This window comes from Rhizobium sp. YIM 134829 (assembly GCF_046546455.1).
The window spans coordinates 275,980-298,955 of the sequence record NZ_JBKHKI010000002.1 but is presented as its reverse complement, the minus strand read 5'-3'; the positions used below and the strand labels follow the sequence as shown (position 1 = coordinate 298,955).

Annotated in this window: 25 protein-coding genes; 12 read left to right on the top strand and 13 right to left on the bottom strand. The window is 65.2% G+C overall.

Annotation, left to right across the window (positions count from 1 at the left end; all coding sequences use genetic code 11):
* Positions 1-13: 13 nt before the first annotated feature.
* From ACLE20_RS06340 to ureG, 11 genes are all read left to right on the top strand, one after another.
* Positions 14-847: an urease accessory protein UreD gene (locus tag ACLE20_RS06340; RefSeq protein ID WP_410939521.1), complete on the top strand. Its 834-nt coding sequence runs from the start codon at positions 14-16 to the stop codon at positions 845-847.
* 24 nt (positions 848-871) lie between these two features.
* Entirely contained in the window at positions 872-1,174 is a 303-nt protein-coding gene (locus ACLE20_RS06335; RefSeq protein WP_410939409.1) for an urease subunit gamma, read from the top strand.
* A 10-nt stretch (positions 1,175-1,184) separates the two neighbouring features.
* Positions 1,185-1,439 carry a DUF1272 domain-containing protein gene (locus ACLE20_RS06330; RefSeq protein WP_410939408.1) on the top strand — a complete coding sequence of 85 codons (255 nt, stop codon included), beginning with the start codon at positions 1,185-1,187 and terminating at the stop codon, positions 1,437-1,439.
* A 17-nt stretch (positions 1,440-1,456) separates the two neighbouring features.
* A complete protein-coding gene (locus tag ACLE20_RS06325; protein ID WP_410939407.1) occupies positions 1,457-1,762 on the top strand; it encodes an urease subunit beta in 306 nt (101 codons plus the stop codon).
* Between the two features lie 65 nt (positions 1,763-1,827).
* Positions 1,828-2,214: a lysozyme inhibitor LprI family protein gene (locus ACLE20_RS06320; protein ID WP_410939406.1), complete on the top strand. Its 387-nt coding sequence runs from the start codon at positions 1,828-1,830 to the stop codon at positions 2,212-2,214.
* A gap of 90 nt (positions 2,215-2,304) precedes the next feature.
* Complete coding sequence (locus ACLE20_RS06315; protein WP_410939520.1) at positions 2,305-2,925, top strand: Urease operon accessory protein; 621 nt, start codon at positions 2,305-2,307, stop codon at positions 2,923-2,925.
* Positions 2,925-3,293, top strand: coding sequence for a PIN domain-containing protein (locus ACLE20_RS06310; RefSeq protein WP_410939405.1), 369 nt, complete (start codon positions 2,925-2,927; stop codon positions 3,291-3,293). Before ACLE20_RS06315 ends, ACLE20_RS06310 begins: the two co-directional genes overlap by 1 nt.
* A gap of 5 nt (positions 3,294-3,298) precedes the next feature.
* Complete coding sequence (gene ureC / locus ACLE20_RS06305; RefSeq protein ID WP_410939404.1) at positions 3,299-5,011, top strand: urease subunit alpha; 1,713 nt, start codon at positions 3,299-3,301, stop codon at positions 5,009-5,011.
* A gap of 84 nt (positions 5,012-5,095) precedes the next feature.
* Positions 5,096-5,722 (top strand): urease accessory protein UreE, encoded by a 627-nt coding sequence (locus tag ACLE20_RS06300; RefSeq protein WP_410939403.1) that lies wholly within the window; start codon positions 5,096-5,098, stop codon positions 5,720-5,722.
* Positions 5,715-6,410, top strand: a complete 696-nt coding sequence (locus tag ACLE20_RS06295) for an urease accessory protein UreF (RefSeq protein ID WP_410939519.1) — start codon at positions 5,715-5,717, stop codon at positions 6,408-6,410. Before ACLE20_RS06300 ends, ACLE20_RS06295 begins: the two co-directional genes overlap by 8 nt.
* 52 nt (positions 6,411-6,462) lie before the next feature.
* Complete coding sequence (gene ureG, locus ACLE20_RS06290) at positions 6,463-7,077, top strand: urease accessory protein UreG (RefSeq protein WP_410939402.1); 615 nt, start codon at positions 6,463-6,465, stop codon at positions 7,075-7,077.
* A gap of 605 nt (positions 7,078-7,682) precedes the next feature.
* On the opposite strand, the gene ACLE20_RS06285 is transcribed toward ureG, so the two are convergent.
* The 12 genes from ACLE20_RS06285 to ACLE20_RS06230 form a co-directional block, all read right to left on the bottom strand.
* A complete protein-coding gene (locus ACLE20_RS06285; RefSeq protein WP_410939401.1) occupies positions 7,683-11,003 on the bottom strand; it encodes an efflux RND transporter permease subunit in 3,321 nt (1,106 codons plus the stop codon).
* A gap of 13 nt (positions 11,004-11,016) precedes the next feature.
* The gene (locus ACLE20_RS06280; RefSeq protein WP_410939400.1) at positions 11,017-12,213 is read right to left on the bottom strand and encodes an efflux RND transporter periplasmic adaptor subunit; all 1,197 of its coding nucleotides are present in this window, start codon (positions 12,211-12,213) and stop codon (positions 11,017-11,019) included.
* 281 nt (positions 12,214-12,494) lie between these two features.
* Positions 12,495-13,487, bottom strand: a complete 993-nt coding sequence (locus tag ACLE20_RS06275; RefSeq protein ID WP_410939399.1) for an ABC transporter substrate-binding protein — start codon at positions 13,485-13,487, stop codon at positions 12,495-12,497.
* 31 nt (positions 13,488-13,518) lie between these two features.
* The gene (locus tag ACLE20_RS06270; protein ID WP_410939398.1) at positions 13,519-14,382 is read right to left on the bottom strand and encodes an ABC transporter permease; all 864 of its coding nucleotides are present in this window, start codon (positions 14,380-14,382) and stop codon (positions 13,519-13,521) included.
* Positions 14,379-15,251 carry an ABC transporter permease gene (locus ACLE20_RS06265; protein WP_410939397.1) on the bottom strand — a complete coding sequence of 291 codons (873 nt, stop codon included), beginning with the start codon at positions 15,249-15,251 and terminating at the stop codon, positions 14,379-14,381. The genes ACLE20_RS06270 and ACLE20_RS06265 overlap by 4 nt, the downstream gene beginning before the upstream one ends.
* Positions 15,248-15,703, bottom strand: coding sequence for a GNAT family N-acetyltransferase (locus ACLE20_RS06260; protein ID WP_410939396.1), 456 nt, complete (start codon positions 15,701-15,703; stop codon positions 15,248-15,250). Before ACLE20_RS06260 ends, ACLE20_RS06265 begins: the two co-directional genes overlap by 4 nt.
* A gap of 7 nt (positions 15,704-15,710) precedes the next feature.
* The gene (locus ACLE20_RS06255) at positions 15,711-16,532 is read right to left on the bottom strand and encodes an ABC transporter ATP-binding protein (RefSeq protein WP_410939518.1); all 822 of its coding nucleotides are present in this window, start codon (positions 16,530-16,532) and stop codon (positions 15,711-15,713) included.
* Entirely contained in the window at positions 16,529-16,891 is a 363-nt protein-coding gene (locus ACLE20_RS06250) for a hypothetical protein (RefSeq protein WP_410939395.1), read from the bottom strand. Before ACLE20_RS06250 ends, ACLE20_RS06255 begins: the two co-directional genes overlap by 4 nt.
* A 5-nt stretch (positions 16,892-16,896) precedes the next feature.
* The gene (gene hydA / locus ACLE20_RS06245; RefSeq protein ID WP_410939394.1) at positions 16,897-18,351 is read right to left on the bottom strand and encodes a dihydropyrimidinase; all 1,455 of its coding nucleotides are present in this window, start codon (positions 18,349-18,351) and stop codon (positions 16,897-16,899) included.
* 8 nt (positions 18,352-18,359) lie between these two features.
* Complete coding sequence (locus tag ACLE20_RS06240; protein WP_410939393.1) at positions 18,360-18,725, bottom strand: type II toxin-antitoxin system PemK/MazF family toxin; 366 nt, start codon at positions 18,723-18,725, stop codon at positions 18,360-18,362.
* A complete protein-coding gene (locus ACLE20_RS06235) occupies positions 18,722-18,934 on the bottom strand; it encodes an antitoxin MazE-like protein (RefSeq protein WP_410939392.1) in 213 nt (70 codons plus the stop codon). Before ACLE20_RS06235 ends, ACLE20_RS06240 begins: the two co-directional genes overlap by 4 nt.
* A gap of 32 nt (positions 18,935-18,966) precedes the next feature.
* Positions 18,967-20,217, bottom strand: a complete 1,251-nt coding sequence (locus ACLE20_RS06230; RefSeq protein ID WP_410939391.1) for a Zn-dependent hydrolase — start codon at positions 20,215-20,217, stop codon at positions 18,967-18,969.
* Positions 20,218-20,510: 293 nt separating this feature from the next.
* On the opposite strand from ACLE20_RS06230, the gene ACLE20_RS06225 reads away from it, so the two are divergent.
* A complete protein-coding gene (locus ACLE20_RS06225) occupies positions 20,511-21,164 on the top strand; it encodes a TetR family transcriptional regulator C-terminal domain-containing protein (protein WP_410939390.1) in 654 nt (217 codons plus the stop codon).
* A gap of 40 nt (positions 21,165-21,204) precedes the next feature.
* Here the strand turns inward: ACLE20_RS06225 and ACLE20_RS06220 are convergent, their stop codons facing one another.
* Entirely contained in the window at positions 21,205-22,884 is a 1,680-nt protein-coding gene (locus ACLE20_RS06220) for an adenylate/guanylate cyclase domain-containing protein (RefSeq protein ID WP_410939389.1), read from the bottom strand.
* Between the last annotated feature and the right edge of the window lie 92 nt (positions 22,885-22,976).

Sequence of the window (22,976 nt, the reverse complement as noted above, 5' to 3'; positions counted from 1 at the left end):
TCCGGCCGCGCCGATGGCTGAGGCCTTGAGCATCGGCCGCCCCCAGCGCGCCTGGGGCCGCGGCCGGCTGATCGCCAAGCCGCTCGACGGGCGGACCCGGCTGCAGGAATTCTACCAGGAGGGCTGCGCCAAGATCCGCCTGCCCGAAATGTTCGACGGGCGGATGGAGGCGGTGCTGATCAACAGTTCCGGCGGACTGACCGGCGGCGACGTGATGGATTGGCGCTTCGAGGCGGGGGCGGGAACGCATCTGACGCTCTCCACCCAGGCCTGCGAAAAGATCTACCGCGCCAGCGCCGGCACCACCACCGTGACGACCGCCATCCGGGCAAGCGCCGGGGCCACGGTCCATTGGCTGCCGCAGGAGACGATCCTCTTCGACGGTGCTTCAATGACGCGTTCGCTCGATGTCGATCTGGCAGGCGATGCGCGCTTCCTCGCGGTCGAGGCCGTGCTGCTCGGCCGGCGTGCCATGGGCGAGCGCATGGTGACCGGCCAGTTCCGCGACAAGTGGCGCATCCGCAAGGGAGACGTGCTGCTGCATGCCGACCAGCTCAGCTTTGCCGGCGATTTGGCGGCGCTGACAAGTCAGGCGGCGACGCTCGACGGTCAGGTCGCCTTTGCGACGCTCCTCTTCACCGATGAAGGCTGCGAGCGACATGTGCCGGCCTTACGCAGCCTGCTTGCGGATGGGCGGGGCGCCGTCAGCCATGTCGCGATCGGCGGCCAGGAGAAGCTCATCGCCAGATTGGTGGCGCCGGATGGCTACTCCTTGAGAAAACTGCTCGTGCCGATGATTTCGCACTTGCGCGACGGCGCGTCTGTGCCGAAAGTCTGGAGCCTGTAACCCCATGAACCTCGGTGAACACGCATGAATCTGACGCCTCGCGAGAAGGATAAGTTGCTGATTTCGATGGCGGCGATGGTAGCGCGGCGGCGGCTGGAGCGCGGCGTCAAGCTCAACCATCCGGAAGCGATCGCTTTGATCACCGACTATGTCGTGGAGGGGGCTCGCGACGGCCGCTCCGTGCCCGATCTGATGGAGGCGGGGGCCCATGTCATCTCGCGCGATCAGGTCATGGAGGGCATTCCGGAGATGATCCACGACATCCAGATCGAGGCGACCTTTCCCGACGGCACCAAGCTGGTGACCGTTCACGAACCGATCCGCTGAGGAGGCTTCGATGCTGGCCATGCGTCCCAATTGCGAATGCTGCGACCGCGATCTACCGCCGGAGAGCCCGGAGGCGCGGATCTGCAGCTTCGAATGCACCTTCTGCGCCGACTGTGTGGAAGACAGGCTTCGCGGCGTCTGCCCCAATTGTGGCGGCGGCTTTACCGAACGGCCGCAGCGCGCGGCGCGTCTGCTCGCCAAATATCCCGCATCCACCGCGCGCGTGCTGAAGGCCGAAGGCTGCCCGCCCGCACAGGCGGCCTGAAGAAAAGGAGGAGGATCATGATCCCCGGAGAAATTCTTGCCGCCGAGGGCGAGATCGAGCTGAATGTCGGGCTGGAGACGGTGACGATCGAGGTGTCGAACACCGGCGATCGCCCGGTCCAGGTCGGCAGCCATTATCATTTCGCCGAAACCAATGCCGGCCTGTCCTTCGATCGGGCTGCCGCCCATGGCCGACGCCTCGATATCCCCGCCGGTACGGCGGTGCGGTTCGAGCCGGGCCAGACACGGGCTGTGACGCTGATCCCTTTCTCCGGCAATCGTGCCGTCTATGGGTTCCGCCGGATGGTGATGGGCGCGTTGTGAGAATGCGCAGGCATGGCGGGCGCTTGGTCGGGCTCCGCCCAGCGATCTTTGGCGGTCTCGGCCTGATGATGCTCTTGCCTGCGTCTGCCGGCGCGCAAGATGCGCCTGCGGTCGCATGCAGCGAGGCGGTCACGCAGGCCGACATGACGATCTGCGCGCGGCAGGACTATGGCGAGGCCGATCAGGCGCTGAACACCGCCTACCGCAATGCCATGACGAGGGCGATCGCCATGGACAAGGATCTCGCCGATCTCGGCGAGGGCATGACAGGCGCCGCGGAAGCGCTGCGGGCGGCCCAGCGCGCCTGGATCCCCTATCGCGACGGGCAATGCGCGCTGGTCGGCTTTTCGGCACGCGGCGGGTCCATGGAGCCAATGTTGGTGGCCCAGTGCCTGGCTGATCTCAGCCGGGCGCGGACCAAGGAACTGGATGCCGCCCTGGTGGCACAATAACGACGCCGCCTGAGCGGGAGTCGAACAGGATCGGGACCGCCTGGCAAGGTGGGGAGCAGTCAGGAGGATTTTGTGGCTTCGGAGCGCATCGTGATCGTCGGGAATGGACCGGTGCCGGAGAGCGCCGGTGCGGCGATCGCTCTGGCCGATCGGGTGATCCGCTTCAATGACTGCCACTCCTTCCGGCCGGGCGAGCGTTGCGATGTCGTTGCCGTGTGCAATACCGGCCGACCGGCCCGCGCCATGCTGCAGGAGCCAGCCTGGGCCCGCCACCCGGCCGTGATGGCGGCAGGCGAGATCTGGGGCGTGCGCGATCCGGTTTTCTTCGAGGCGTTGCGTGCCCCTCTTGCCCTCAGCCATCCCGAACTCGACGACTTTTGCGATGACGGCACGCCGGGCTTCGCCGCCTTCGCCGCTGCCTCGGGCAAGTCGTTCCGCGTGCTCGATGCCAGCCTGCATCACCGCGTGACGGCCGCGCTCGCGCCCTTCTCGCCGCCATCCGATTATGTCGTGCCGAGCAGCGGCCTGATGGTCATCGCGGCCATGCTGGAGGATGCCCCTGCGGCCGTCATCCAGCTGACCGGCTTCACCCACCAGGGCTGGGAGGGCCATCCTTTCGCCGCGGAGGCGCGGCTGGTTGACAGCTGGATTGCGGCCGGCCGGCTGCAACGGCTGGGTATGAAGCCAACGACGCGCGCGGCGCAGGCCTGATGGAGCGGATGATGGGCGAAACGGCGCGGATCACGGCCGGCACGATCAAGCTTCGGGAAACGGTGCTCGAAACGCTGGGGCTTGTCAATCATGCGGTGATCGCGGAAACGATCTGGGTCCTGTCCAGGCAAACCAAATGCAGCAGAGCGACCATTGCCGCGATCGTGGAGCGTATCTTCGATGCACATCAGATCCGCATGCATGATGCCGATGTCGTTCGGGCTGCGCTTCACTCCTTCAAGCGACATCCCGGCGACGTCGCCGACCACCCGATCGGCGAGATCAACAGCCGGAACGGCTGCAGCACCACCTTCACCTTCGACCGCGCTGCGGCTCGGTCGCCCCTTTTCTCCGAGCTTTCGAGGTAAGCCCCATGTCCTATAAAATGCCGCGTGCCGCCTATGCCGCCATGTTCGGGCCGACCACCGGGGATCGGGTGCGCCTTGCCGATACGGAGCTTTTCATTGAGGTGGAGAAGGATTTCACCACCTATGGCGACGAGGTGAAGTTCGGCGGCGGCAAGGTAATCCGGGATGGCATGGGCCAGAGCCAGGTGACGCGGGCGGAAGGCGCGGTCGATACGGTGATCACCAACGCGCTGATCGTCGATCACTGGGGCATCGTCAAGGCCGATATCGGGCTGAAGGACGGGCTGATCGTGGCGATCGGCAAGGCCGGCAATCCGGATACGCAGCCCAATGTCGACATCATCGTCGGCCCCGGCACGGAGGCGATCGCCGGCGAGGGCAAGATCGTTACCGCCGGCGGCATGGACAGCCACATCCATTTCATCTGCCCGCAGCAGATCGAAGAAGCGCTGATGAGCGGGCTGACCACCATGCTCGGCGGCGGTACGGGGCCGGCCCACGGCACGCTCGCCACCACCTGCACCCCCGGCCCCTGGCACATCGCCCGGATGATCGAGGCGGCGGACGCCTTTCCGATGAACCTCGCTTTTGCCGGCAAGGGCAACGCCTCGCTGCCCGGCGCGCTGGTCGAAATGGTGCTCGGCGGCGCCACTTCGCTGAAGCTGCACGAGGATTGGGGCACGACGCCGGCGGCGATCGACTGCTGCCTCTCGGTTGCCGACGAGTATGACGTGCAGGTGATGATCCACACCGACACGCTCAATGAGAGCGGCTTTGTCGAGGATTCGATTGCGGCGCTCAAGGGCCGGACCATCCACGCCTTCCACACCGAGGGGGCGGGCGGCGGCCACGCGCCTGACATCATCAAGATCTGCGGCCAGCCGAACGTCATCCCATCCTCGACCAACCCGACCCGGCCTTATACGATAAATACGCTCGCCGAGCATCTCGACATGCTGATGGTCTGCCACCATCTCTCGCCCTCCATTCCCGAAGACATCGCCTTCGCCGAAAGCCGCATCCGCAAGGAAACGATCGCGGCGGAAGACATTCTCCACGATATCGGCGCCTTCTCGATCATCTCCTCCGATAGCCAAGCCATGGGCCGCGTCGGCGAGGTGGCGATCCGCACCTGGCAGACGGCCGACAAGATGAAGCGCCAGCGCGGGCGGCTGCCGGGCGAGAGCGGCGACAACGACAATCTGCGGGTCAAGCGCTACATCGCCAAATACACGATCAACCCGGCGATCGCCCATGGCCTCAGCCATGCGATCGGTTCGATCGAAGTTGGCAAGCGCGCCGATCTCGTGCTGTGGAACCCGGCCTTCTTCGGCGTGAAGCCGGATATGGTGCTGCTCGGCGGCACCATCGCGGCGGCACCGATGGGTGATCCCAATGCCTCGATCCCCACCCCGCAGCCGGTTCACTACCGCCCGATGTTCGGCTCCTACGGCAAGGCGCGCACCAATTCCTCCGTCACCTTCGTCTCCCAGGCCTCGCTCGATGCCGGGCTTGCTGCCAAGCTCGGCGTTGCCAAGACGCTGATGGCGGTCAAGAACACCCGCGGCGGCATCGGCAAGGCCTCGATGATCCACAACAGCCTGACGCCGGTGATCGAGGTCGATCCGGAAACCTATGAGGTCCGCGCCGACGGCGAACTTCTGACCTGCGAGCCCGCAACCGTCCTGCCCATGGCGCAGCGCTACTTCCTGTTCTGACCCGGCCGTCGGTCGAGTTCTCACGCGGCGGAGCCACGGGCTCCGCGCGGATTGCCCCCAGCCTCCGGCCTTGGCCGGACATGCATGAAAGTTCAAGCCATGCCCTATCGCTCCACCAAGGTTCTCTCGCCCGGCCCGCGCGACAAGGCGCCGCTTCATGTGCTGGCGCTCCCGAGCGACCAGCGGCATCTCCGCCGCAAGCTCCTGCATCTGCCGGATGATGATGTGGTGATGCTGGACCTGAAAGAGGCGGTGATGCTGGCGGATGGCGATGTGCTGCTGCTCGACACCGGCGACTATGTCGAGATCGGCGCTGTCGAGGAGCCGCTCTATGCGGTAACCGCCCGCGACCGGCTGCATCTGACCGAGCTCGCCTGGCATCTCGGCAACCGCCACCTGCCTGTCGAGATCGGCGAAGACCGCATCCTCATCCAGCGCGATCCGGTGATCCGCACCATGCTGAACGGGCTCGGCGCCGAGGTGACGGAGATCACTGCCGCCTTCCACCCGATGCGGGGCGCCTATCACGGCACCGGAGGCCACGATCATGGCAGCCATGGCGGTCATTCTCACGCGAGCCACGCCGGCCACGATCACCGCGGTCATGATCACCACGACCACGATCATCACGGCCATGACCACGACCATGAGCATGATCATGATCACGCTGGCGATCCGGCGCATGGGTCGCACGGCCATCGCCATGGGTGAGGGGGTTGCCCGCGCTCTGCCGGCGACAAGCGCGCCGCAGGCGCTGATCCGGCTCGCGGCCTGGCTTTCGCCGGCTTTTCCGGTCGGCGCCTTTGCCTATTCGGGCGGGCTCGAACAGGCGATCCGCAGCGGGGCGATCGGCGATGCCGAAGGGCTGCAAGCCTGGATCACTGCTCTTATCGGGCATGGTGCCGGCTGGAACGATGCGGTGCTGCTGGCCGAGGCCTATCGCCGATCGGAAGAGCCGGAGGCGCTGCGCGAACTCGCGACGCTGGCGGAAGCGATGAGTGGCGGGCGCGAGCGGCATCTGGAGGTGATGAGCCTCGGCGAGGCCTTCCTTACCGCCGCCTCCGCTTGGCCGCATCCGGCGCTCGAGGCGCTGCAGGGGCGCGCAGCCTATCCTGTCGCGGTCGGCGCCGTCGCGGGCGCACATAAGACCGGGCTGGAGGCGGCCCTGGCCGCCTTCCTCCAGGCCATGGTCTCGACGCTCGCCTCGGTCGCCATCCGCTGCAGCCTGATCGGCCAGCGCCAGGCGGTCATCCTTCTGGCCGCGCTGGAACCGCTGAGCCTCGCGCAGGCGGCGCGCGCGGCTGAAAGCGATCTCGACGGTCTCGGAACCGCGACGCTCCTGGCCGATATTGCCAGTCTGGCGCATGAAACACTGGAGCCGCGGCTGTTTCGCTCCTAGAGCGACCCCGGACAAATGGGCGCCCGCCGCGGCGCGATGGAAAGGAATGACGATGACGAGATCAGCACATGGCCCCTTGAGGGTCGGCATTGGCGGGCCGGTCGGTTCCGGCAAGACGGCGCTGACGGACAAGCTCTGCAAGGCGATGCGGGAGACCTATTCGGTGGCGGTCGTCACCAATGATATCTACACGCAGGAAGACGCCGAAGCTCTGGTGCGCATGCAGGCGCTGCCCTCCGATCGCATCGTCGGCGTGGAAACCGGCGGCTGCCCGCACACGGCGATCCGCGAGGATGCGACGATCAATTTGCAGGCGATCGCCGATCTCAATCGCCGCATTCCCGATCTCGATGTCGTCTTCATCGAATCCGGCGGCGACAATCTGGCTGCCACCTTCTCCCCCGACCTCGCCGACATCACCCTCTATGTCATCTCCGTCTGCCAGGGCGAGGAGATCCCGCGCAAGGGCGGACCCGGCATCACCAAGTCCGACCTGCTGGTGATCAACAAGAAGGATCTCGCGCCTTATGTCGGCGCCGACCTCGACGTCATGCAGCGCGACGCCGACCGGATGCGCCAATCGCGACCCTTCGTGTTCTCCGACATGAAACGGGGAGAGGGCGTGGACCGGATTGTGGAGTTCCTTCGGGTGGAAGGGGGGCTGTAGAAGCTCTCCTGATTCTCAGACGAAAAACCCCCTCTGGGCTGCCGCCCATCTCCCCCACAAGGGGGCAGAGACCCAGCCGCCGCCGCTCGCTCCCTTTTGTCGAAAGTCATCACGTCGCTGCGAACGACCGCAGTAAAGAACGGCGCGCTTCGTTCTGACAGAAATGTTGAGGTGGGGAGCCAGCCCCACAGTTTCTCCCCCACAAGGGCCCACAAGGGGGGGAGAGACCCAGCCGCCGCCGCTCGCTCCCTTTTGTCGAAAGTCATCACGCCGCTGCGAACGACCGCAGTAAAGAACGGCGCGCTTCGTTCTGACAGAAATGTTGAGGTGGGGAGCCAGCCCCACAGTTTCTCCCCCACAAGGGCCCACAAGGGGGGAGAGACCCAGCCGCCGCCGCTCGCTCCCTTTTGTCGAAAGTCATCACGCCGCTGCGAACGACCGCAGTGAAGAACGGCGCGCTTGGTTCTGACAGGGATGTTGAGGCGGGGAGCCAGCCCAAAGTTTCTCCCCCCTTGTGGGGGAGATGGCCGGCAGGCCAGAGGGGGGCTTCTGGCTTGGACCGGAAACGCAACAGCGAGAGCCGGCCCCTCGCGGGGCCGGCCTGCTTACTCCGCCGCCAGCGCCGGATGCGTGACCACGGTGCCGCCGACGGCGCGCAGCGTGCCGCCGTTGCGGTTTTCCAGGCGGTCGATCCGTTCTTGCAGGGTGGCAATGGTTTCTGCCTGATCCTGAACGGTTTCCGTCAGCGCGGTACGGTCGAGCGGCACGGTCTCCACTTCCTTCTTGCCAACCAGGCGGCCGAAGGCCCAGCCGAGCAGGCGCGAGAGGTCGTCCATGATGAGGAAGAAGGACGGCACGACGACCAGCGACAGCACGGTGGAGACGATAATGCCGCCGATCACCGCGATTGCCATCGGCGCGCGGAAGGTGCCGCCTTCGCCGACGCCGAGCGCGGAGGGCAGCATGCCGGCCGACATGGCGATCGAGGTCATGATGATCGGACGGGCGCGCTTGCGGCCCGCCTCGATCATCGCTTCCACCCGCTCCATGCCGTGCCGCTTCATCTCGATGGCGAAATCGACCAGCAGGATCGCGTTCTTCGTCACGATGCCCATCAGCATCAGAATGCCGATCAGGACTGGCATCGACATCGGGTTCTGGGTGACGATCAGGCCCGCCGCGACGCCGCCGATGGCGAGCGGCAGCGAGAAGAGGATGGTGAAGGGCTGGATCACGTCCTTGAAGAGCAGGATGAGAACCACCAGCACCAGCATTAGGCCGAGCAGCATGGCGTTGAGGAAGCCGCTCTGCATTTCCGCCTGAACCTCGGCGTCGCCGCTCTCGAGGAACTGCACACCCTCCGGCAACTTGGTCTCAGCCGCGATCGCCTTGAAGCGGCCAGAGGCCGTGTCGAGAGCCACGCCTGAGGGCAGGTCGGCGCCGAGCTTGATGACGCGCAGCCGGTCATAGCGCTGGATGGAGCTCGGACCTTCGGCATAATCGATCTGCGCAACGCTGGAGACCGGCACCAGCGCGCCGCCGGCGGTCTGGACCTTGAGGTTGCGGATCGCGGCAAGATCGGCGCGCATGGCGGTGTCGACCTGCACGCGGATCGGGATCTGGCGGTCGTCGAGCGAGATTTTTGTCAGCGACGAGTCGATATCGCCTATGGTCGCGACGCGAACCACCTCGGCGATCTGCGCCGTGGTGATGCCGAGGCGCGACATCTGGTCGGCGCGCGGCCGGATCTGCAGCTCGGGTCGTGGCAGGGCGCCGTCCGGGCTGACATTGGCGAGCGTTGGTTCGCCGCGCAGCTTGGTTTCGAGCAGGCCGACGGCCTCGTTGAGATCGGCATCATTGCGCGAGAGCAGGTTGAAGGCGAGGTCGCGCTCGCCGCGGTCATTGAGCTTCAGCACCCGGACATCGGGAACGTCGCGAATGGCGGCATAGACCTCCTTCTCGATCTCCCATTGCGGCACCGTGCGGCCCTGCGGCGGCAGCTTGGGCAGCATGGGGCCGACGACCGGAATACGGCCGAAGATGTCGTTGACGACCTTGTTGACCAGCGAATGGTCGCGCTTGGACAGCTCCAGCGTCACCGTCGCGCGGCGCAGCTCCAGGTCGCCCTTGGGCGATGCCCCGCCGAGCACGAAGACGCTTTCGACGCCGGGGATCGACTTGACGCAGTCGAAGATCGCTGTCGTGGCGGCGTCGGTGTCTTCCAGCATGGCGTTCGGCGGCAGCTCCACAGAGAGGGTGATGCGCGAGGCATCTTCCGGCGGCAGGAAGCTGCCGGGCACGGTGGCGAGCAACATGACCGAGCCGACCAGAAAGGCGACGGCGCAGGCGAGCGTGACATAGCGCATATACCAACGCCGCGTCGTTGCCGAGACGAGCCAGCTATAGCCGCGCATGAAGGCGCCCTCATGGCCTTCTTCATGGCCGTCGGCATCGCTGGAGCGCATCAGATAGGCGGCCATGACCGGTGTGATCAGGCGGGCGACCATCAGCGAGAAGAAGACCGAGACCGCGACGGTGAGACCGAACTGGATGAAGTACTGCCCCGGAATACCCGGCATGAAGGAAACGGGCACGAAGACGGCGATGATCGTGAAGGTGGTGGCGATCACGGCGAGGCCGATCTCGTCCGCCGCCTCGATCGCTGCCCGGAAGGGCGACTTGCCCATCTTGATGTGGCGGGCGATGTTCTCGATCTCGACGATCGCGTCGTCGACCAGAATGCCGGTCGCCAGCGTCAGCGCCAGGAAGGAGACGAGGTTGAGCGAGAAGCCCAGAAGGTCCATGACCCAGAAGGTCGGCACCGCCGAAAGCGGCAAGGCCACGGCCGAGATCAGCGTCGCGCGCCAGTTGCGCAGGAAGAGCAGGACCACCGCCACGGCCAGCAGCGCGCCTTCGATCAGCGTATGGATCGCCGCCTCGTAATTGCCATAGGTGAAATAGACGAGGTCGTTGATCAGGCTGATCGTGACATTCGGATTGGCGGCGCGCACCTTGTCCAAGGTCTTCGCCACCGTCTCGGCGACGCTCACCTCGCTGGCGCCCTTGGAGCGGAACACGGCGAAGGTGACGACCGGATTGCCGTCGAAGCGCGAGAAGCTCTTCGGCTCGGCATAGGTGTCGGTGATGGAGCCAAGCTCGGACAGGCGGACGAAGCGGCCGTTCGGCAGGCCGATCATCGTGCGCGACAGCGTCTCGACCGAGCGGGCGTCGCCCAGCGTGCGGATCGCCTGTTCAGCGCCGCCAACCTGACCACGGCCGGAGCCGAGATCGACATTGACCCGGCGCAACTGCGTGTTCACATCCGCCGCTGTGATCCCATAGGAGTTCAGGCGCTCGGCATTGAGCTCGACGCGCACTTCGCGGTCCGACCCGCCATAGCGATCGACGCGGCCAATGCCGGTCTGGCCTTGCAGCGCCCGCTTGACGGTGTCGTCAACGAACCAGGAGAGTTCTTCGAGCGTCATGCCCGGCGAGGAGACGGCAAAGGTCTGGATCGCCTGGCCTTCGACGTCGATCTTGGAGACGATCGGCTCCTCGATCGAGGCGGGCAGGTCGCCGCGGATGCGGTCGATCGCGTCCTTCGTGTCCTGCACGGCCTGTTCGGTCGGGATCTCGATCTGGAATTCGACAGCCGTGGTCGAAAGGCCATCGGTGATCGTCGACGTGACATGCTTGACACCCGTGACGCCGGCGACGGCATCCTCGATCTCCTTGGTCACCTGGCTTTCAAGTTCGGCTGGGGCCGCACCGCTCTGCGTCACGCTGATCGCGACGATCGGCACGTCGATATTGGGAAAGCGGGTGATCGGCAGGGAGTTGAAGGACTGCCAGCCGAGTACCATCAGCAGCGCGAAGAGCAGGAGAGGGGCGATCGGATTGCGGATCGACCAGGCGGAGAAATTCATGGGTCCATTCTCCTCAGTTGGTGCTCGGCGCGGCGGAGGCCACGGCGTCCACAGGCTTGATGTGATCGCCGTCGCGGACATAGGCGCCCGCCTTGGCGACAACGGCTTCGCCTTCCGACAGGCCGGAAAGGATCTCAATCTTGCTGCCGTCCTGAATGCCGGTCGTGACCTTGACCATCTGCACGATGCCGTTCTCCACCTTGCGCACGGTGGTGCCCTCGCGGCCGCTGGTCACAGCGGTCAGCGGCAGGGCCAGGCCCTCGCGTGCGGCGACGATGATATCGGCGGTCGCATACATGCCGATCCGGGCGCGCTCGGGCTTGGCGATGGAGAGATAGACGGTGCCGAGCCGGGTCTGGCTGTCGACCATCGGAGAGATGAGACGAACCGTTCCCTCCAGCACCTCGCGGCTGTCGGTCAAGCGCAGCGCGACCTTCTGGCCGACGGCGATCTTGAGAAGATCCGCCTCGGTCACATCGGCGCGCATTTCGAGCGCACTGTCGCGGATGATGGTGAAGAGCGGATCGTCATTGCCATTGGCGATCGCACCGACCTTGGCGGTCTTGGCGGAGATGGTGCCGGCGACCGGCGCCTTGACCTCGGTGCGGGCAAGCCGCAGGTCCACGTCGGAAATCTGTGCCTCGGAAACCTGGATGTCCGCCTTCGCGACGTCGATCAGCTGTTCGGCCGAGCGAACGCGAGCGCGAGCGACGGCGGCGGCGGACTCCGTCTGGTCGGCGAGCGCGGTCGAAACCGAGCCGGTCTCTTTGAGCCGCGCATTGCGTTGCGCCACCCGCTCGGCTTCCTCGGCATTCGCCTGCGCCTCGATCAGCTGCGCCTCGTTCTGCGAAAGAGCGGCCTTCGCCTTGGCCAAGCTGGCCTCGTTCTGGCTCTTCTGCAGAACCAGCGCATCGGAATTCAGCACCGCCAGCACCTGGCCGGCCTGGACGCGATCGCCGATATCCACGGCAAGGCTCTGGATCGAAAGCCCATCGACCAGCGGCGCCACATAGGTTTCCTCAACGGCCTGGATCGTGCCCGTCGCCACAACGCGGTCAACGACCGGCGTGCGCGTCGCCTTGGTCACCACGATCGATGGAAGCAAGGGCTCGGCCGGTGCGGCCGCTTTCTGCTCCTCTGCAAGCGCCACGCCGGCAAGGAGCGAAAGGGCGATGAAGGCGCCCGGTGCATAGGTTCTAAAGACAGCCATCGGCCAGTTCGTCCCATTGTCTGAGAATCTGCGTCATTTCGACTGGGCGTATATACGCCCGCACCATCCATTCGGATGTGCTGCTGCTCGGAACGCCCCTCCAGCCCATAAGACGGCACCGTAGCTCTGCGCATTTAAGCAGCATTTCCGCTTGCCGCAAGAAGAAAGAATGGTGCCTCACTATTTTATACGACAGCGGAATTGAAGACGCCTCGGAGCGTCGTGACAGAGCTCCGAGGCGTTTTTCAGGCAGGATCGCGCGGGTCGCCCCGCGGGATGGTCTATTTCAGTGCGGCGTCGGTGATCTCATGTGTCCAGGCGCCCTGCGGCTCCTTGGTGATGACCGGGTCGGAACCGCCCTTCATCAGCGAGGCGACGGTGCGGCTGTAGTCGGCCTCGTCGAGCGCGCCGTTGGAGCCGGCGGTCAGCTTGGCGACTTCGCCCATCATGCGCTTCTGGTGCTCTTCGGTCTGGGCGCCGGTCGCATCGTTTTCGAGCACGATCCCGGCTGCCTCGTCCGGATTGGACTCGGCATATTTCCAGCCCTTCATCGAGGCGCGGACGAACTTAACCATCTTCTCCTTGAAGGCCGGATCCTTGAGCTTGTCTTCGAGCACATAGAGTCCATCTTCGAGCGTCGCGACGCCCTGGTCCTCATATTTGAAGGTGATCAGATCCTCCGGCTTGATGCCGGCGTCGATCACCTGCCAATATTCGTTGTAGGTCATGGTGGAGATGCAGGCGGCCTGCTTCTGGATCAGCGGATCGACGTTGAAGCCCTGCTTGAGCACGGTGACGCCATCCGGCCCGCCATCGGTCTTGAGGCCGAGCTGGCTCATCCAGGAAAGGAACGGATATTCATTGCCGAAGAACCAGACGCCGAGCGTCTTGCCCTTGAAGTCGGCCGGCGTCGCGACCCCGCTTTCCTTGAGGCAAGTCAGCATCATGCCGGACTTCTTGAAGGGCTGAGCGATGTTGACGAGCGGCACGCCCTTTTCGCGGGTGGCGAGCGCGGAGGGCATCCAGTCGACCACGACATCAGCGCCGCCGCCGGCGATCACCTGGGCCGGGCCGATATCCGGGCCGCCCGGCTTGATCTCGACGTCGAGGCCTTCTTCCTCGTAATAGCCCTTGTCCTTGGCCACGTAATAGCCGGCGAACTGGGCCTGGGGCACCCATTTCAGCTGTAGCGTCACCTTGTCCGCGGCATTCGCTTGGAAGGCGCCGAGCGAGAGCGCGCTCGCCAGCAGCAGGGATGCAAATGTTTTGGTCATGTCAGTTCCCTCTTTTGTTATTGGGGTCGTCCTACGTCTGCCCACCGCGGACCGACGGATGCCAGAAGGTGACGGCGCGCTCGATGAGCGCCACCGCCCCATAGAACAAGGATCCGGCCAGTGCGGCGATGGTGATCTCCGCCCAGACCATATCGACATTCATGCGCCCCACCTCGGTGGAGATGCGAAAGCCCATGCCGACGATCGGCGTGCCGAAGAACTCCGCCACGATGGCGCCGATCAGCGCCAAAGTCGAGTTGATCTTCAAGGCGTTGAAGATAAAGGGCCAGGCCGCCGGAAGCCGGAGCTTGACCAGCGTCTGGAACCAGGAGGCGGCATAGGTGCGCATGAGGTCCTGCTCCATGCTGCTCGCCGCCGCCAGCCCGGTGACGGTGTTCACCAGCATCGGGAAGAAGGTCATGATCACCACCACCGCCACCTTGGACGGCCAGTCGAAGCCGAACCACATGACCATGATCGGCGCGACGCCGACCACGGGGAGGGCGGAGACGAAATTGCCGAGCGGCAGCAGGCCCTTCTGCAAAAAGGGCGAGCGGTCGATGGCGATCGCGACCAGGAAGCCGAGGCCGCAGCCGAGCGCATAACCGGTCAGTACGGACTTCAGGAAGGTCTGCCGAAAATCGGCCCAGAGGATGGGGAGCGAGGTGATGAGCCGCGCCCAGATCATCGACGGCGGCGGCAGCAGCACGCTCGGCACGTTAAAGCCGCGCACCAGCCCTTCCCAGAGGATCAGGATGCTGAGCCCGAAGAGAAGTGGCACGGCGAGCCGGATCGCCCGGTCCACGGCCCGATGGCGCGGTTTGAGCCGCACCAGCCACTCGTTCAGCGCCCAGGCTGCAAGCCAGAAGGCGACAGCCGGCAGGATCGCGCTCATGGCCGTGCTCCCATGCGGGCATTGACGAGGGACTGCAGCGCCCCGACGAGAAGCACCAGCAGCGCCGCCAGCCCGGCCGCCATGAAGAGCGCCGCCCAGATCTGCACCGTCTGGCCGTAATAGGAGCCGGCGAGCAGCCGCGCGCCGAGGCCGGCCACCGCGCCGGTCGGCAGCTCGCCGACAATGGCGCCGACCAGCGAGATGGCGACCGCCACCTTCAGCGAGGCGAAGAGATAGGGCATGGCCGAGGGCCAGCGCAGCTTCCAGAAAATCTGTGCGCCGCTCGCATGATAGGTGCGCATCAGGTCGAGCTGGATCTGCTCCGGGCTGCGCAACCCCTTCACCATGCCGACGGCCACGGGGAAGAACGAGAGGTAGGTCGAGATCAGCGCTTTCGGCAACAGGCCGGAGACGCCGGCGGCGTTCAGGACGACGATGATCATCGGCGCGATGGCGAGGATCGGGATCGTCTGGCTGGCGATGATCCAGGGCATCAGCGATCGGTCCATGGCGCGATTGTGGACGATGCCGACGGCAAGCAGGACGCCGAGCACCGTGCCGATGCCGAAGCCCATGAGCGTCGCCGAAAGCGTGATCCAGGCATGGTAGACGAGACTGCGCTTGGAGGTGACAGGCTTGTCGACCACCGTATCCCACAGTTCCGCCATGACCTGATGCGGCGCCGGCAGAACGGGCCGGGCCTGTGCCATGGTGTTTTTGACGAGATCGGCAAACCCGATCGTGGTGCCCGCCCGTGCGGCCGTGTCGCGCTCGAAGGGGGCGTTGAGGAAGACGACCGCGGCGTACCAGAGGATCAGCAGCGCGGCGAGGACGGTGAGGACGGGGATAATTTTTTCGCGCAGGGTCATGCTGATACCCTCGCTAGGGGCCCCCAGCCATAAAGGATATCCGGGAGCCCCTCTTCATTGTCGCCGTCAGTGCGTCGAACCTCGCTGAAACCTTCCCGTAGATAGAAGCGCTGCGCAGAACGATTCGCCTGCATCGTCCAGAGCTTAAGTCCATCAGCGCGCTCTCGCTTCAATCGATCGACAAGCGCCTTACCAATGCCGCAGCCACGCTGGCTTTCATCGACGTAGAGAGCTGTAACTGTGCCGTCGTCGTCCAAGCTGGTGAAGCCGCAGATTTCCGTGCCGATCTGTGCCACCAAAACGCGACCGTCCCTAAACACGTCGTTCTCGTAGAACCGAACAACATCGTGATGGTCATGACACCGCGGCATCCGGGGAGTGCCGTCGATCCAGTCGTTCACGATCGAGGCGCAGGATCGCATGTCCCCAAAGTTCGCCGAGCGGATCGTCAAACCCTGACTATTCCTCATAGCTGTGCCCTGCGCGCAGGCCGTCGCGGACGCGGCTGGCGATGTCGAGGAATTCGGGGGTTTCGCGGATGTCGAGGGGGCGCTCGCGCGGCAGGGTCGAGTCGATGATGTCGGTGACGCGGCCGGGGCGCGGGCTCATCACCACGATCCTGGTCGAGAGATAGACGGCTTCGGGGATGGAATGGGTCACGAAGCAGATGGTCTTTTCCGTCTGTGACCAGAGCTTCAGCAGCTGTTCGTTCAGGTGATCGCGGACGATTTCATCCAGCGCGCCGAAGGGTTCGTCCATCAGCAGGAGATCGGCATCGAAGGCCAGCGCCCGGGCGATCGAGGCGCGTTGCTGCATGCCGCCGGACAGCTGCCAGGGGAACTTCTTGCCGAAACCGGTGAGGTTGACGAGTTCCAGCGTGCGCTCGATGCGCGCGCGCTTCTCGGCCTCCGGATAGCCCATGATCTCCAGTGGCAGGGCGATGTTCTTTTCGATCGTGCGCCAGGGATAGAGCCCTGCCGCCTGGAAGACATAGCCATAGGACCGGTTGCGCCGCGCATCCTCCGGCGTGGTGCCGTTGACCGTGATCGTCCCCGAGGTCGCCTTCTCGAGATCGGCGATCACGCGCAGGAAGGTCGTCTTGCCGCAACCCGACGGGCCGATGAAGGAGACGAAGTCGCCCTTGCGGATATCGAGATTGACGCCCGTCAGCGCCGTTACCGGCCCGTCATTGGTCTGAAACACCAGGCCGAGATCGCGGGCGGAGACGACGGAAGAAGCGGAGGGCGCGGACGCTGCAACGCTTTGTTCGCGGGAGATCATCGACATTGTGCGAGCGGCCCCCAGCTGGTGCCGTCCGCGAAGCGAACGAGGTAGGTGGATTTGGTCTTCTCGAGCGTCACGGTTTCCTCGTCCCCAGTCTCGCCCTCCGACTCGCACTGCATGCGGATCGAAAAGCCTTTCGACGTCTTTTTGGCGGTACTCTTGAACTGACAGTAGGAGGCCGCCGTCGTCACGCCCTCGTCGTTGAGCAGAAAGAACACGTCTGCGCCGCTCGACTCGCCGGTCTTCGCATAGCGGCAGCCCTCCGCATTGCCATAGGCACCGTCGAGGAAGCTCGGCGAGGCGACGGCTGCATCGATGACGCAGCCGCACGCGAGCAGGAGGGCGGCAAGCTTCATGACTGTCAAACCCCGCTCGCCGGAATGCCGCTGCGGGTCACCTTGCGCGGCGCGGTGATGTCCTTCCAGGTCGAGAGCGCCTTGGCGGCAGGGGTGACCGGCGGGCGCTTGACGAAGGCGCCGTGGCCCTCGCGGGTCTTGACCGTGTCCTCCTCGATCGCCACCACGCCGCGCGTCAGCGTGAAGCGCGGCAGGCCGGTCACCACCTTGCCCTCGAAGACATTGTAGTCGATCGCCGATTGCTGGGTGCTGGCGGTGATGGTCTTGGAGCGGCTCGGATCCCAGACGACGAGGTCGGCATCGGCGCCGACGAGGATCGCGCCCTTCTTCGGATAGATGTTCAGGATCTTGGCGATATTGGTGGAGGTGACCGCTACGAACTCGTTCATGGTGATGCGCCCGGTCGCCACCCCATGCGTCCAGAGCATCGGCATGCGGTCTTCAAGCCCGCCGGTGCCGTTCGGGATCTTGCGGAAATCGCCGACGCCGAAGCGCTTCTGCTCGGTCGTGAATGCGCAGTGGTCGGTCGCCACCACCTGCAGCGAGCCGGAGGCGAGCCCGGCCCACAGGCTGTCCTGGTGCGTCTTGTTGCGGAAGGGCGGCGACATGACGCGCCGCGCGGCATGGTCCCAGTCCGGATGGGCATATTCGCTTTCGTCCAGCGTCAGGTGCTGGATCAGAGGTTCGCCATAGACGCGCATGCCTTTCTGCCGCGCCCGGCGGATCGCTTCATGGGCCTGCTCGCAGGAGGTATGGACGATATAGACGGGGCAGCCGGCCATGTCGGCGATCATGATCGCGCGATTGGTGGCTTCGCCTTCGACCTCGGGCGGGCGGGAATAGGCATGCGCCTCCGGCCCGTCATTGCCCTCGGCCATCAGCTTGGCCTGCATCTGCGCCACCACGTCGCCATTCTCGGCATGGACGAGCGGCAGCGCGCCGAGCTCGGCGCAGCGCTGGAAGGAGGAGAACATCTCGTCGTCATCCACCATCAGCGCGCCCTTATAGGCCATGAAGTGCTTGAAGGTGTTGATGCCCTTGTCGCGGACGATCGTCTCCATCTCGTTGAAGACCTGCTCGCCCCACCAGGTGATGGCCATATGGAAGGAATAGTCGCAATTGGCGCGCGAGGTCTTGTTGTCCCACATGGTCAGGGCGTCGAGCATCGACTGGCCGGGATTGGGGAGCGCGAAGTCCACCACCATGGTCGTGCCGCCGGAGAGGGCGGCCCTGGTGCCGCTTTCAAAATCGTCGGAGGAATAGGTGCCCATGAAGGGCATTTCGAGATGGGTATGCGGATCGATGCCGCCGGGCATGACATAGCACCCGGTCGCATCCAGCTCCTCGCCGCCGGACAAGTGCGGCCCGATCTCGGCGATCACCCCATTCTCGATCCGCAGATCCGCCTTGTAGGTCAGGTCGGCGGTGACGATGGTGCCGTTCTTGATGATGGTGGTCATGAGCTCTCCTATCTTCCCGCTGCCAGCAGGGGCAGACTGGTTCGATGCAATCCGGTGATGGTGATGAGAGCAGCTTCCAGCCGCTGCATATCCTCGTCGCTTAACCGGCCGATCACCTGTCGGATGGCGGTCTTGCGAAGATGGGTAATCTTGTCGACCATGATCTGCGAGGTCACTTCGAGGCCGTTCTCAGCCGAAGGTTCAATCGTCGGCCGGAAGCTCGGCGCGTCCGCAAGCGAGGACGTGAAGGCACAGAGGATCAGGCTTTCATGCGCTTCTATGAATTCGTCCGCATGGAGGATGACGGCCGGGCGCGGTTTCTTAAGATCGCCTTGAAAGGCCGCCGTCACCATGTCGCCGCGCTTGGGTGTCACGCTTCGTCCCAATCCTGATAGTCGGCCTCGCCAAGGAGATCAGTCAGGCCTTCGCGCCGATCCGCTTGGACGGACGATTGCGCTTGTCGAGCGGCCTCCGCCCGATAGGTGGGGCTCGAAAAGTCTGGTACCCAAATCTCGATCGGCCGATAACCCTGGCGCAGCAGATCGGCGCGTTCTTCCGGCGAAAGCTCTCTTGGACGTCCCATCGCGCGCTCCCTCCTGTCGGTCCTCCTCGATCCTACTCCACAATCCCCGCCGTCTCCACGACGGCGTGGAAGAGCACGTCGCAGCCGGCACTCGCCCAGTCCTTGGAGATCTCCTCGGCCTCGTTGTGGGAGACGCCGCCGACGCAGGGGCACATGATCATGGTGGAGGGGGCGACGCGTGCCGTCCAGCAAGCATCGTGGCCGGCGCCGGAAACGATATCCATATGGGACAGACCCAGCCGTTCGGCGGATCGACGCACGGTATCGACCAGCGTCGGATCGAAAGTGACGGGATCGAAATGGCCGACCGGTTCGACCGAACAGCCGACGCCGAGCGCTTCGCAGATTGCCGCTGCTTCCCGTTCGATGCGAGCGCGCATCACGTCGAGCTTCGCCTGCTCGGGCGAGCGGATATCGACGGTGAAGGTGACGGAGCCCGGCAGGACGTTGCGCGAATTGGGCGAGACGAAGATCTGCCCGACGCCGCCCACCGCATTGGGCTGGCTTTCCATGGCAACCGTCTGCACCATTTCGAGGATGCGGGCCATGGCCAGCCCGGCATTGACGCGCAAGGTCATCGGGGTCGAGCCGGTATGGGCCTCGCGGCCGGCGAGCGTGAATTCAAGCCACCAGAGGCCCTGGCCATGGGTGACGACGCCGATTGCCTTGTTCTCCGCCTCGAGGATCGGCCCCTGCTCGATGTGATACTCGAAATAGGCGTGCATCTTGCGCGCGCCCACCTCTTCCTCGCCGCGCCAGCCGATGCGCTCCAGCTCCTCGCCGTAGGTCTTGCCGTCCGGATCGCGGCGGGCATAGGCCCAGTCCAGCGCATGGATGCCGGCAAAGACGCCGGAAGCGAGCATGGCGGGGGCGAAGCGGGCGCCTTCTTCGTTCGCCCAATTGGTGACGACGATGGGATGGCGGGTCTGCAGGCCGAGGTCGTTCAGCGTGCGAACCACTTCGAGCCCGGCCAGCACGCCGAGCACCCCGTCATATTTGCCGCCGGTCGGCTGGGTGTCGAGATGGGAGCCGACATAGACGGGCAGGGCGTCTGGGTCGGTGCCGGGGCGGGTGGCGAACATCGTGCCCATGGCGTCAACGCCCATCGACAGGCCCGCATCATCGCACCAGCTCTTGAAGAGGCGCCGACCCTCGGCATCGGCATCGGTCAGCGTCTGACGATTGTTGCCGCCGGCAATGCCGGGGCCGATCTTCGCCATGTCCATCAGCGAATCCCAGAGCCGGTCTGCATTGATGCGCAGGTTCTCGCCGGGTGCGGCCATGCATTGTCCCTCTCAGTCGAGAACGCGCGCAGGGTCGAGCCGCGCCTGGCGTCCTCCGATCATATCCGTGCCGGATCGCAGCCCTACGGCCGCGTCGGCACCCTGTTCCCACCGGTCGGATCGGGGCTCGTTTTTTCTTGTGCCCTCGTGATCAGTCGTTGCCTTTGGCATTGAAGTGACTGATAATTTGACCGGTTGGTAAACATTACAACTTCCCTTGCCGCACTCAAGACGGAATTTGAAAAAAAGCCGAAAGACAACGGGGCGGCAGTTGGTCGGGGGGACGGGGGTCCATGGCATTACCTCGCGCAGCGAGAACGCAGCGGCGCACGCGCATCCAGGAGGAAAAGGAGGAGCGGATCCTCGAAGCCGCCCTGGACGTGTTCTCGGCGCATGGGTTCCGCGGCAGCACGATCGATCAGATCGCCGAGGTGGCCGGCATGTCGAAGCCGAACCTGCTTTATTACTTCCGCACTAAGGAGGCCATGCATCGCGCGCTGATCGAGCGCGTGCTTGATAGCTGGCTGGATCCGCTGCGCGATTTCGACGCCGAGGGCAATCCGGAGACCGAGATCCGCAGCTATATCCGCCGCAAGCTGGAAATGGCCCGCGATTTCCCGCGCGAAAGCCGGCTGTTCGCCAATGAGGTGCTGCAGGGCGCACCGCGCATCGAAGACGAGCTGAAGGGACCGCTGAAGACCCTGGTGGACGAGAAGGCGGAGGTTATCCGCGCCTGGGCGCGCGCCGGCAAGATCGCTCGCTGCGATCCCTATCACTTGATCTTCGCGATCTGGGCGACCACCCAGCATTATGCCGATTTCGACGTGCAGGTTCAGGCCGTGCTCGGCCCTGGACGAGCGGGCGACGGCCGCTTCGAGGATGCGGCGCGGTTCCTCGAGCAGATGTTCTTGCGCGGCCTTGCAATCGAGACGGCGTCGGAGCCTTAGATCGGCGTACGGTTGCGCTGTGCCCGAGCCTTGCGGCCCCTTACGCCGGCTCGCGGGTGGCGGCGCGGCGGCGGGCGGCGACGATCAGCGGTTCGAGCTCGGCGGCCTTCTCGATGATCAGCGTTTCGAGCGTCCCGGTCCGACCGCGGATGGTGATGTCGTAGCTCGGCCAGTCCTGGATCGCGAGACCCGCCAGCCGCACGGTCTCGGCGGAGACCGCCAGCTGCGCGTCATATTCCTTGGCAAAGCCTTCGAGCCGGCTCGCCGCATTGATCGTGTCGCCGACGGCGGTCAGCGAGGAGGCGCGGCCATAGCCGATCTGGCCGATGATGGCGGAGCCGGCATGCATGCCCATGGCGATGCGCAGGGGCTGGTCCAGCTCGCTCATGAAGGTCTCGTTCAGGATCTCCACGCGCCGGGCGATGCGGGTGGTGGCCACCAGCGCTTCCAGGCATCCCTGTTCGATGGTCGTCCCCAGCCCGAAGATGGCGAGGACGCCGTCGCCGATAAATTTGTCGATCATGCCGCCGGCGCTTTCCACGGCTTCGCCGATCATCTCGAAATAGCGGTTGAGCAGGAAGACGGTGTCGAAGGGCAGCTGCCTTTGCGACATGCGGGTGAAATCACGCAGGTCGCAGAACAGGACGGCGATCGGCCGTTCGCGCCCCGCCGCCTCTTCCTCGGTCGTCTGCTGGCGAATGCCGACTGCCTCGCCGGCGAGCACCGGCGCGATGGCGAGATCATGATTGGGCCGCATCTGGCAGGCGAGCCGCACATCGGCCGGGGCTCGGATACGAGCGAGCGTCGCCCGTTCGCCGGCCTCCGGCGGCGGCTGGCCGTCGAGCCCTTCCGTGATGCGCACGCGGCAGGTGGAGCAGCGGCCACGCCCGCCGCAGACCGCCACATGCGGCACGCCGGCGGAACGGCTGGCCTCGAGCAGCGAGAAGCCGCGGGCGACCGCGACGGTCCGCCCGTCGGGATAGCGGATCCGGATCCGGCCATTGATCGGCCAGGCCCGCGCCGCGAGCACCGCGCCGATGGCTAAGGTGAGGAACAGGGTCAGCCCCTGACGGATTTCGCTGAGCAAAGCAGGGTTCGATCGCCCTTTCATGAACCAGGCGAGCGACGGAGTGGCGGCGGGCAGGCTGCGCGCGGCAATGGCGAAGCCGAGCCAGGCCAGCAGCGGAACGAGAAGGGCGAGCGCGAAGAGCGGGAAGACGGCGCGCGGGTACCAGTCGCGGCCGCGGATCCAGAACCAGATGCCGAGGCAGCCATGCAGCCAGGCGACGATCAGCGCCAGCGTCTGGCTGACCAGGTTCGACCATCGGCCCCAGAGTTGCGGCAGAATATCGTGATAGCTCGCCGAATAGCCGGAGAGCATCCAGTCGATGCGTGTCGCCGTGACATGGCCGATCAGCAGGAAGGGCAGCGCCAGGCCAAGGCCGATCTTGGCGGCTTCCTTGATCGGCATGCGCAGCGTCTGCCGGCGATAAAGCGATTCGAGCGCCAGGACGAAATGCAGGACGAGCGCGCCATAAAGCGCGATGGTGCCGGGCAGGGTCCGCCAGAGCCGGTTGAAGAGGTTGCGGCCCCACTCCATCGCCTCGACCGAGACGAGGCCGAGCATGTGGTTGAGGAGGTGGGTCAGAACGAAGAGGCCGAGGAAGAGGCCGCTCCACAGATGCAGCCGCTTGCGGATCAAGGTCGGGTCGACAAGCACTCGCCGGCGCGCTCCCCTGTCGCCATTGCCTCACCCGCGTCTTATCCGCTGTTTCAGCCGTTGCGGCAATGCACGTTTTCGAGGACGCTGCG

What these genes read in the sequence shown, in the direction of transcription:
- ACLE20_RS06340 (WP_410939521.1), top strand. Translation starts at nt 14, where the DNA reads ATGGCTGAGGCCTTGAGCATCGGCCGCCCCCAGCGCGCCTGGGGCCGC.
- ACLE20_RS06335 (WP_410939409.1), top strand. Translation starts at nt 872, where the DNA reads ATGAATCTGACGCCTCGCGAGAAGGATAAGTTGCTGATTTCGATGGCG.
- ACLE20_RS06330 (WP_410939408.1), top strand. Translation starts at nt 1,185, where the DNA reads ATGCTGGCCATGCGTCCCAATTGCGAATGCTGCGACCGCGATCTACCG.
- ACLE20_RS06325 (WP_410939407.1), top strand. Translation starts at nt 1,457, where the DNA reads ATGATCCCCGGAGAAATTCTTGCCGCCGAGGGCGAGATCGAGCTGAAT.
- ACLE20_RS06320 (WP_410939406.1), top strand. Translation starts at nt 1,828, where the DNA reads ATGATGCTCTTGCCTGCGTCTGCCGGCGCGCAAGATGCGCCTGCGGTC.
- ACLE20_RS06310 (WP_410939405.1), top strand. Translation starts at nt 2,925, where the DNA reads ATGGAGCGGATGATGGGCGAAACGGCGCGGATCACGGCCGGCACGATC.
- ureC (WP_410939404.1), top strand. Translation starts at nt 3,299, where the DNA reads ATGTCCTATAAAATGCCGCGTGCCGCCTATGCCGCCATGTTCGGGCCG.
- ACLE20_RS06300 (WP_410939403.1), top strand. Translation starts at nt 5,096, where the DNA reads ATGAAAGTTCAAGCCATGCCCTATCGCTCCACCAAGGTTCTCTCGCCC.
- ACLE20_RS06295 (WP_410939519.1), top strand. Translation starts at nt 5,715, where the DNA reads ATGGGTGAGGGGGTTGCCCGCGCTCTGCCGGCGACAAGCGCGCCGCAG.
- ureG (WP_410939402.1), top strand. Translation starts at nt 6,463, where the DNA reads ATGACGAGATCAGCACATGGCCCCTTGAGGGTCGGCATTGGCGGGCCG.
- ACLE20_RS06285 (WP_410939401.1), bottom strand. Translation starts at nt 11,003, where the DNA reads ATGAATTTCTCCGCCTGGTCGATCCGCAATCCGATCGCCCCTCTCCTG.
- ACLE20_RS06280 (WP_410939400.1), bottom strand. Translation starts at nt 12,213, where the DNA reads ATGGCTGTCTTTAGAACCTATGCACCGGGCGCCTTCATCGCCCTTTCG.
- ACLE20_RS06275 (WP_410939399.1), bottom strand. Translation starts at nt 13,487, where the DNA reads ATGACCAAAACATTTGCATCCCTGCTGCTGGCGAGCGCGCTCTCGCTC.
- ACLE20_RS06270 (WP_410939398.1), bottom strand. Translation starts at nt 14,382, where the DNA reads ATGAGCGCGATCCTGCCGGCTGTCGCCTTCTGGCTTGCAGCCTGGGCG.
- ACLE20_RS06265 (WP_410939397.1), bottom strand. Translation starts at nt 15,251, where the DNA reads ATGACCCTGCGCGAAAAAATTATCCCCGTCCTCACCGTCCTCGCCGCG.
- ACLE20_RS06255 (WP_410939518.1), bottom strand. Translation starts at nt 16,532, where the DNA reads ATGATCTCCCGCGAACAAAGCGTTGCAGCGTCCGCGCCCTCCGCTTCT.
- ACLE20_RS06250 (WP_410939395.1), bottom strand. Translation starts at nt 16,891, where the DNA reads ATGAAGCTTGCCGCCCTCCTGCTCGCGTGCGGCTGCGTCATCGATGCA.
- hydA (WP_410939394.1), bottom strand. Translation starts at nt 18,351, where the DNA reads ATGACCACCATCATCAAGAACGGCACCATCGTCACCGCCGACCTGACC.
- ACLE20_RS06235 (WP_410939392.1), bottom strand. Translation starts at nt 18,934, where the DNA reads ATGGGACGTCCAAGAGAGCTTTCGCCGGAAGAACGCGCCGATCTGCTG.
- ACLE20_RS06230 (WP_410939391.1), bottom strand. Translation starts at nt 20,217, where the DNA reads ATGGCCGCACCCGGCGAGAACCTGCGCATCAATGCAGACCGGCTCTGG.
- ACLE20_RS06225 (WP_410939390.1), top strand. Translation starts at nt 20,511, where the DNA reads ATGGCATTACCTCGCGCAGCGAGAACGCAGCGGCGCACGCGCATCCAG.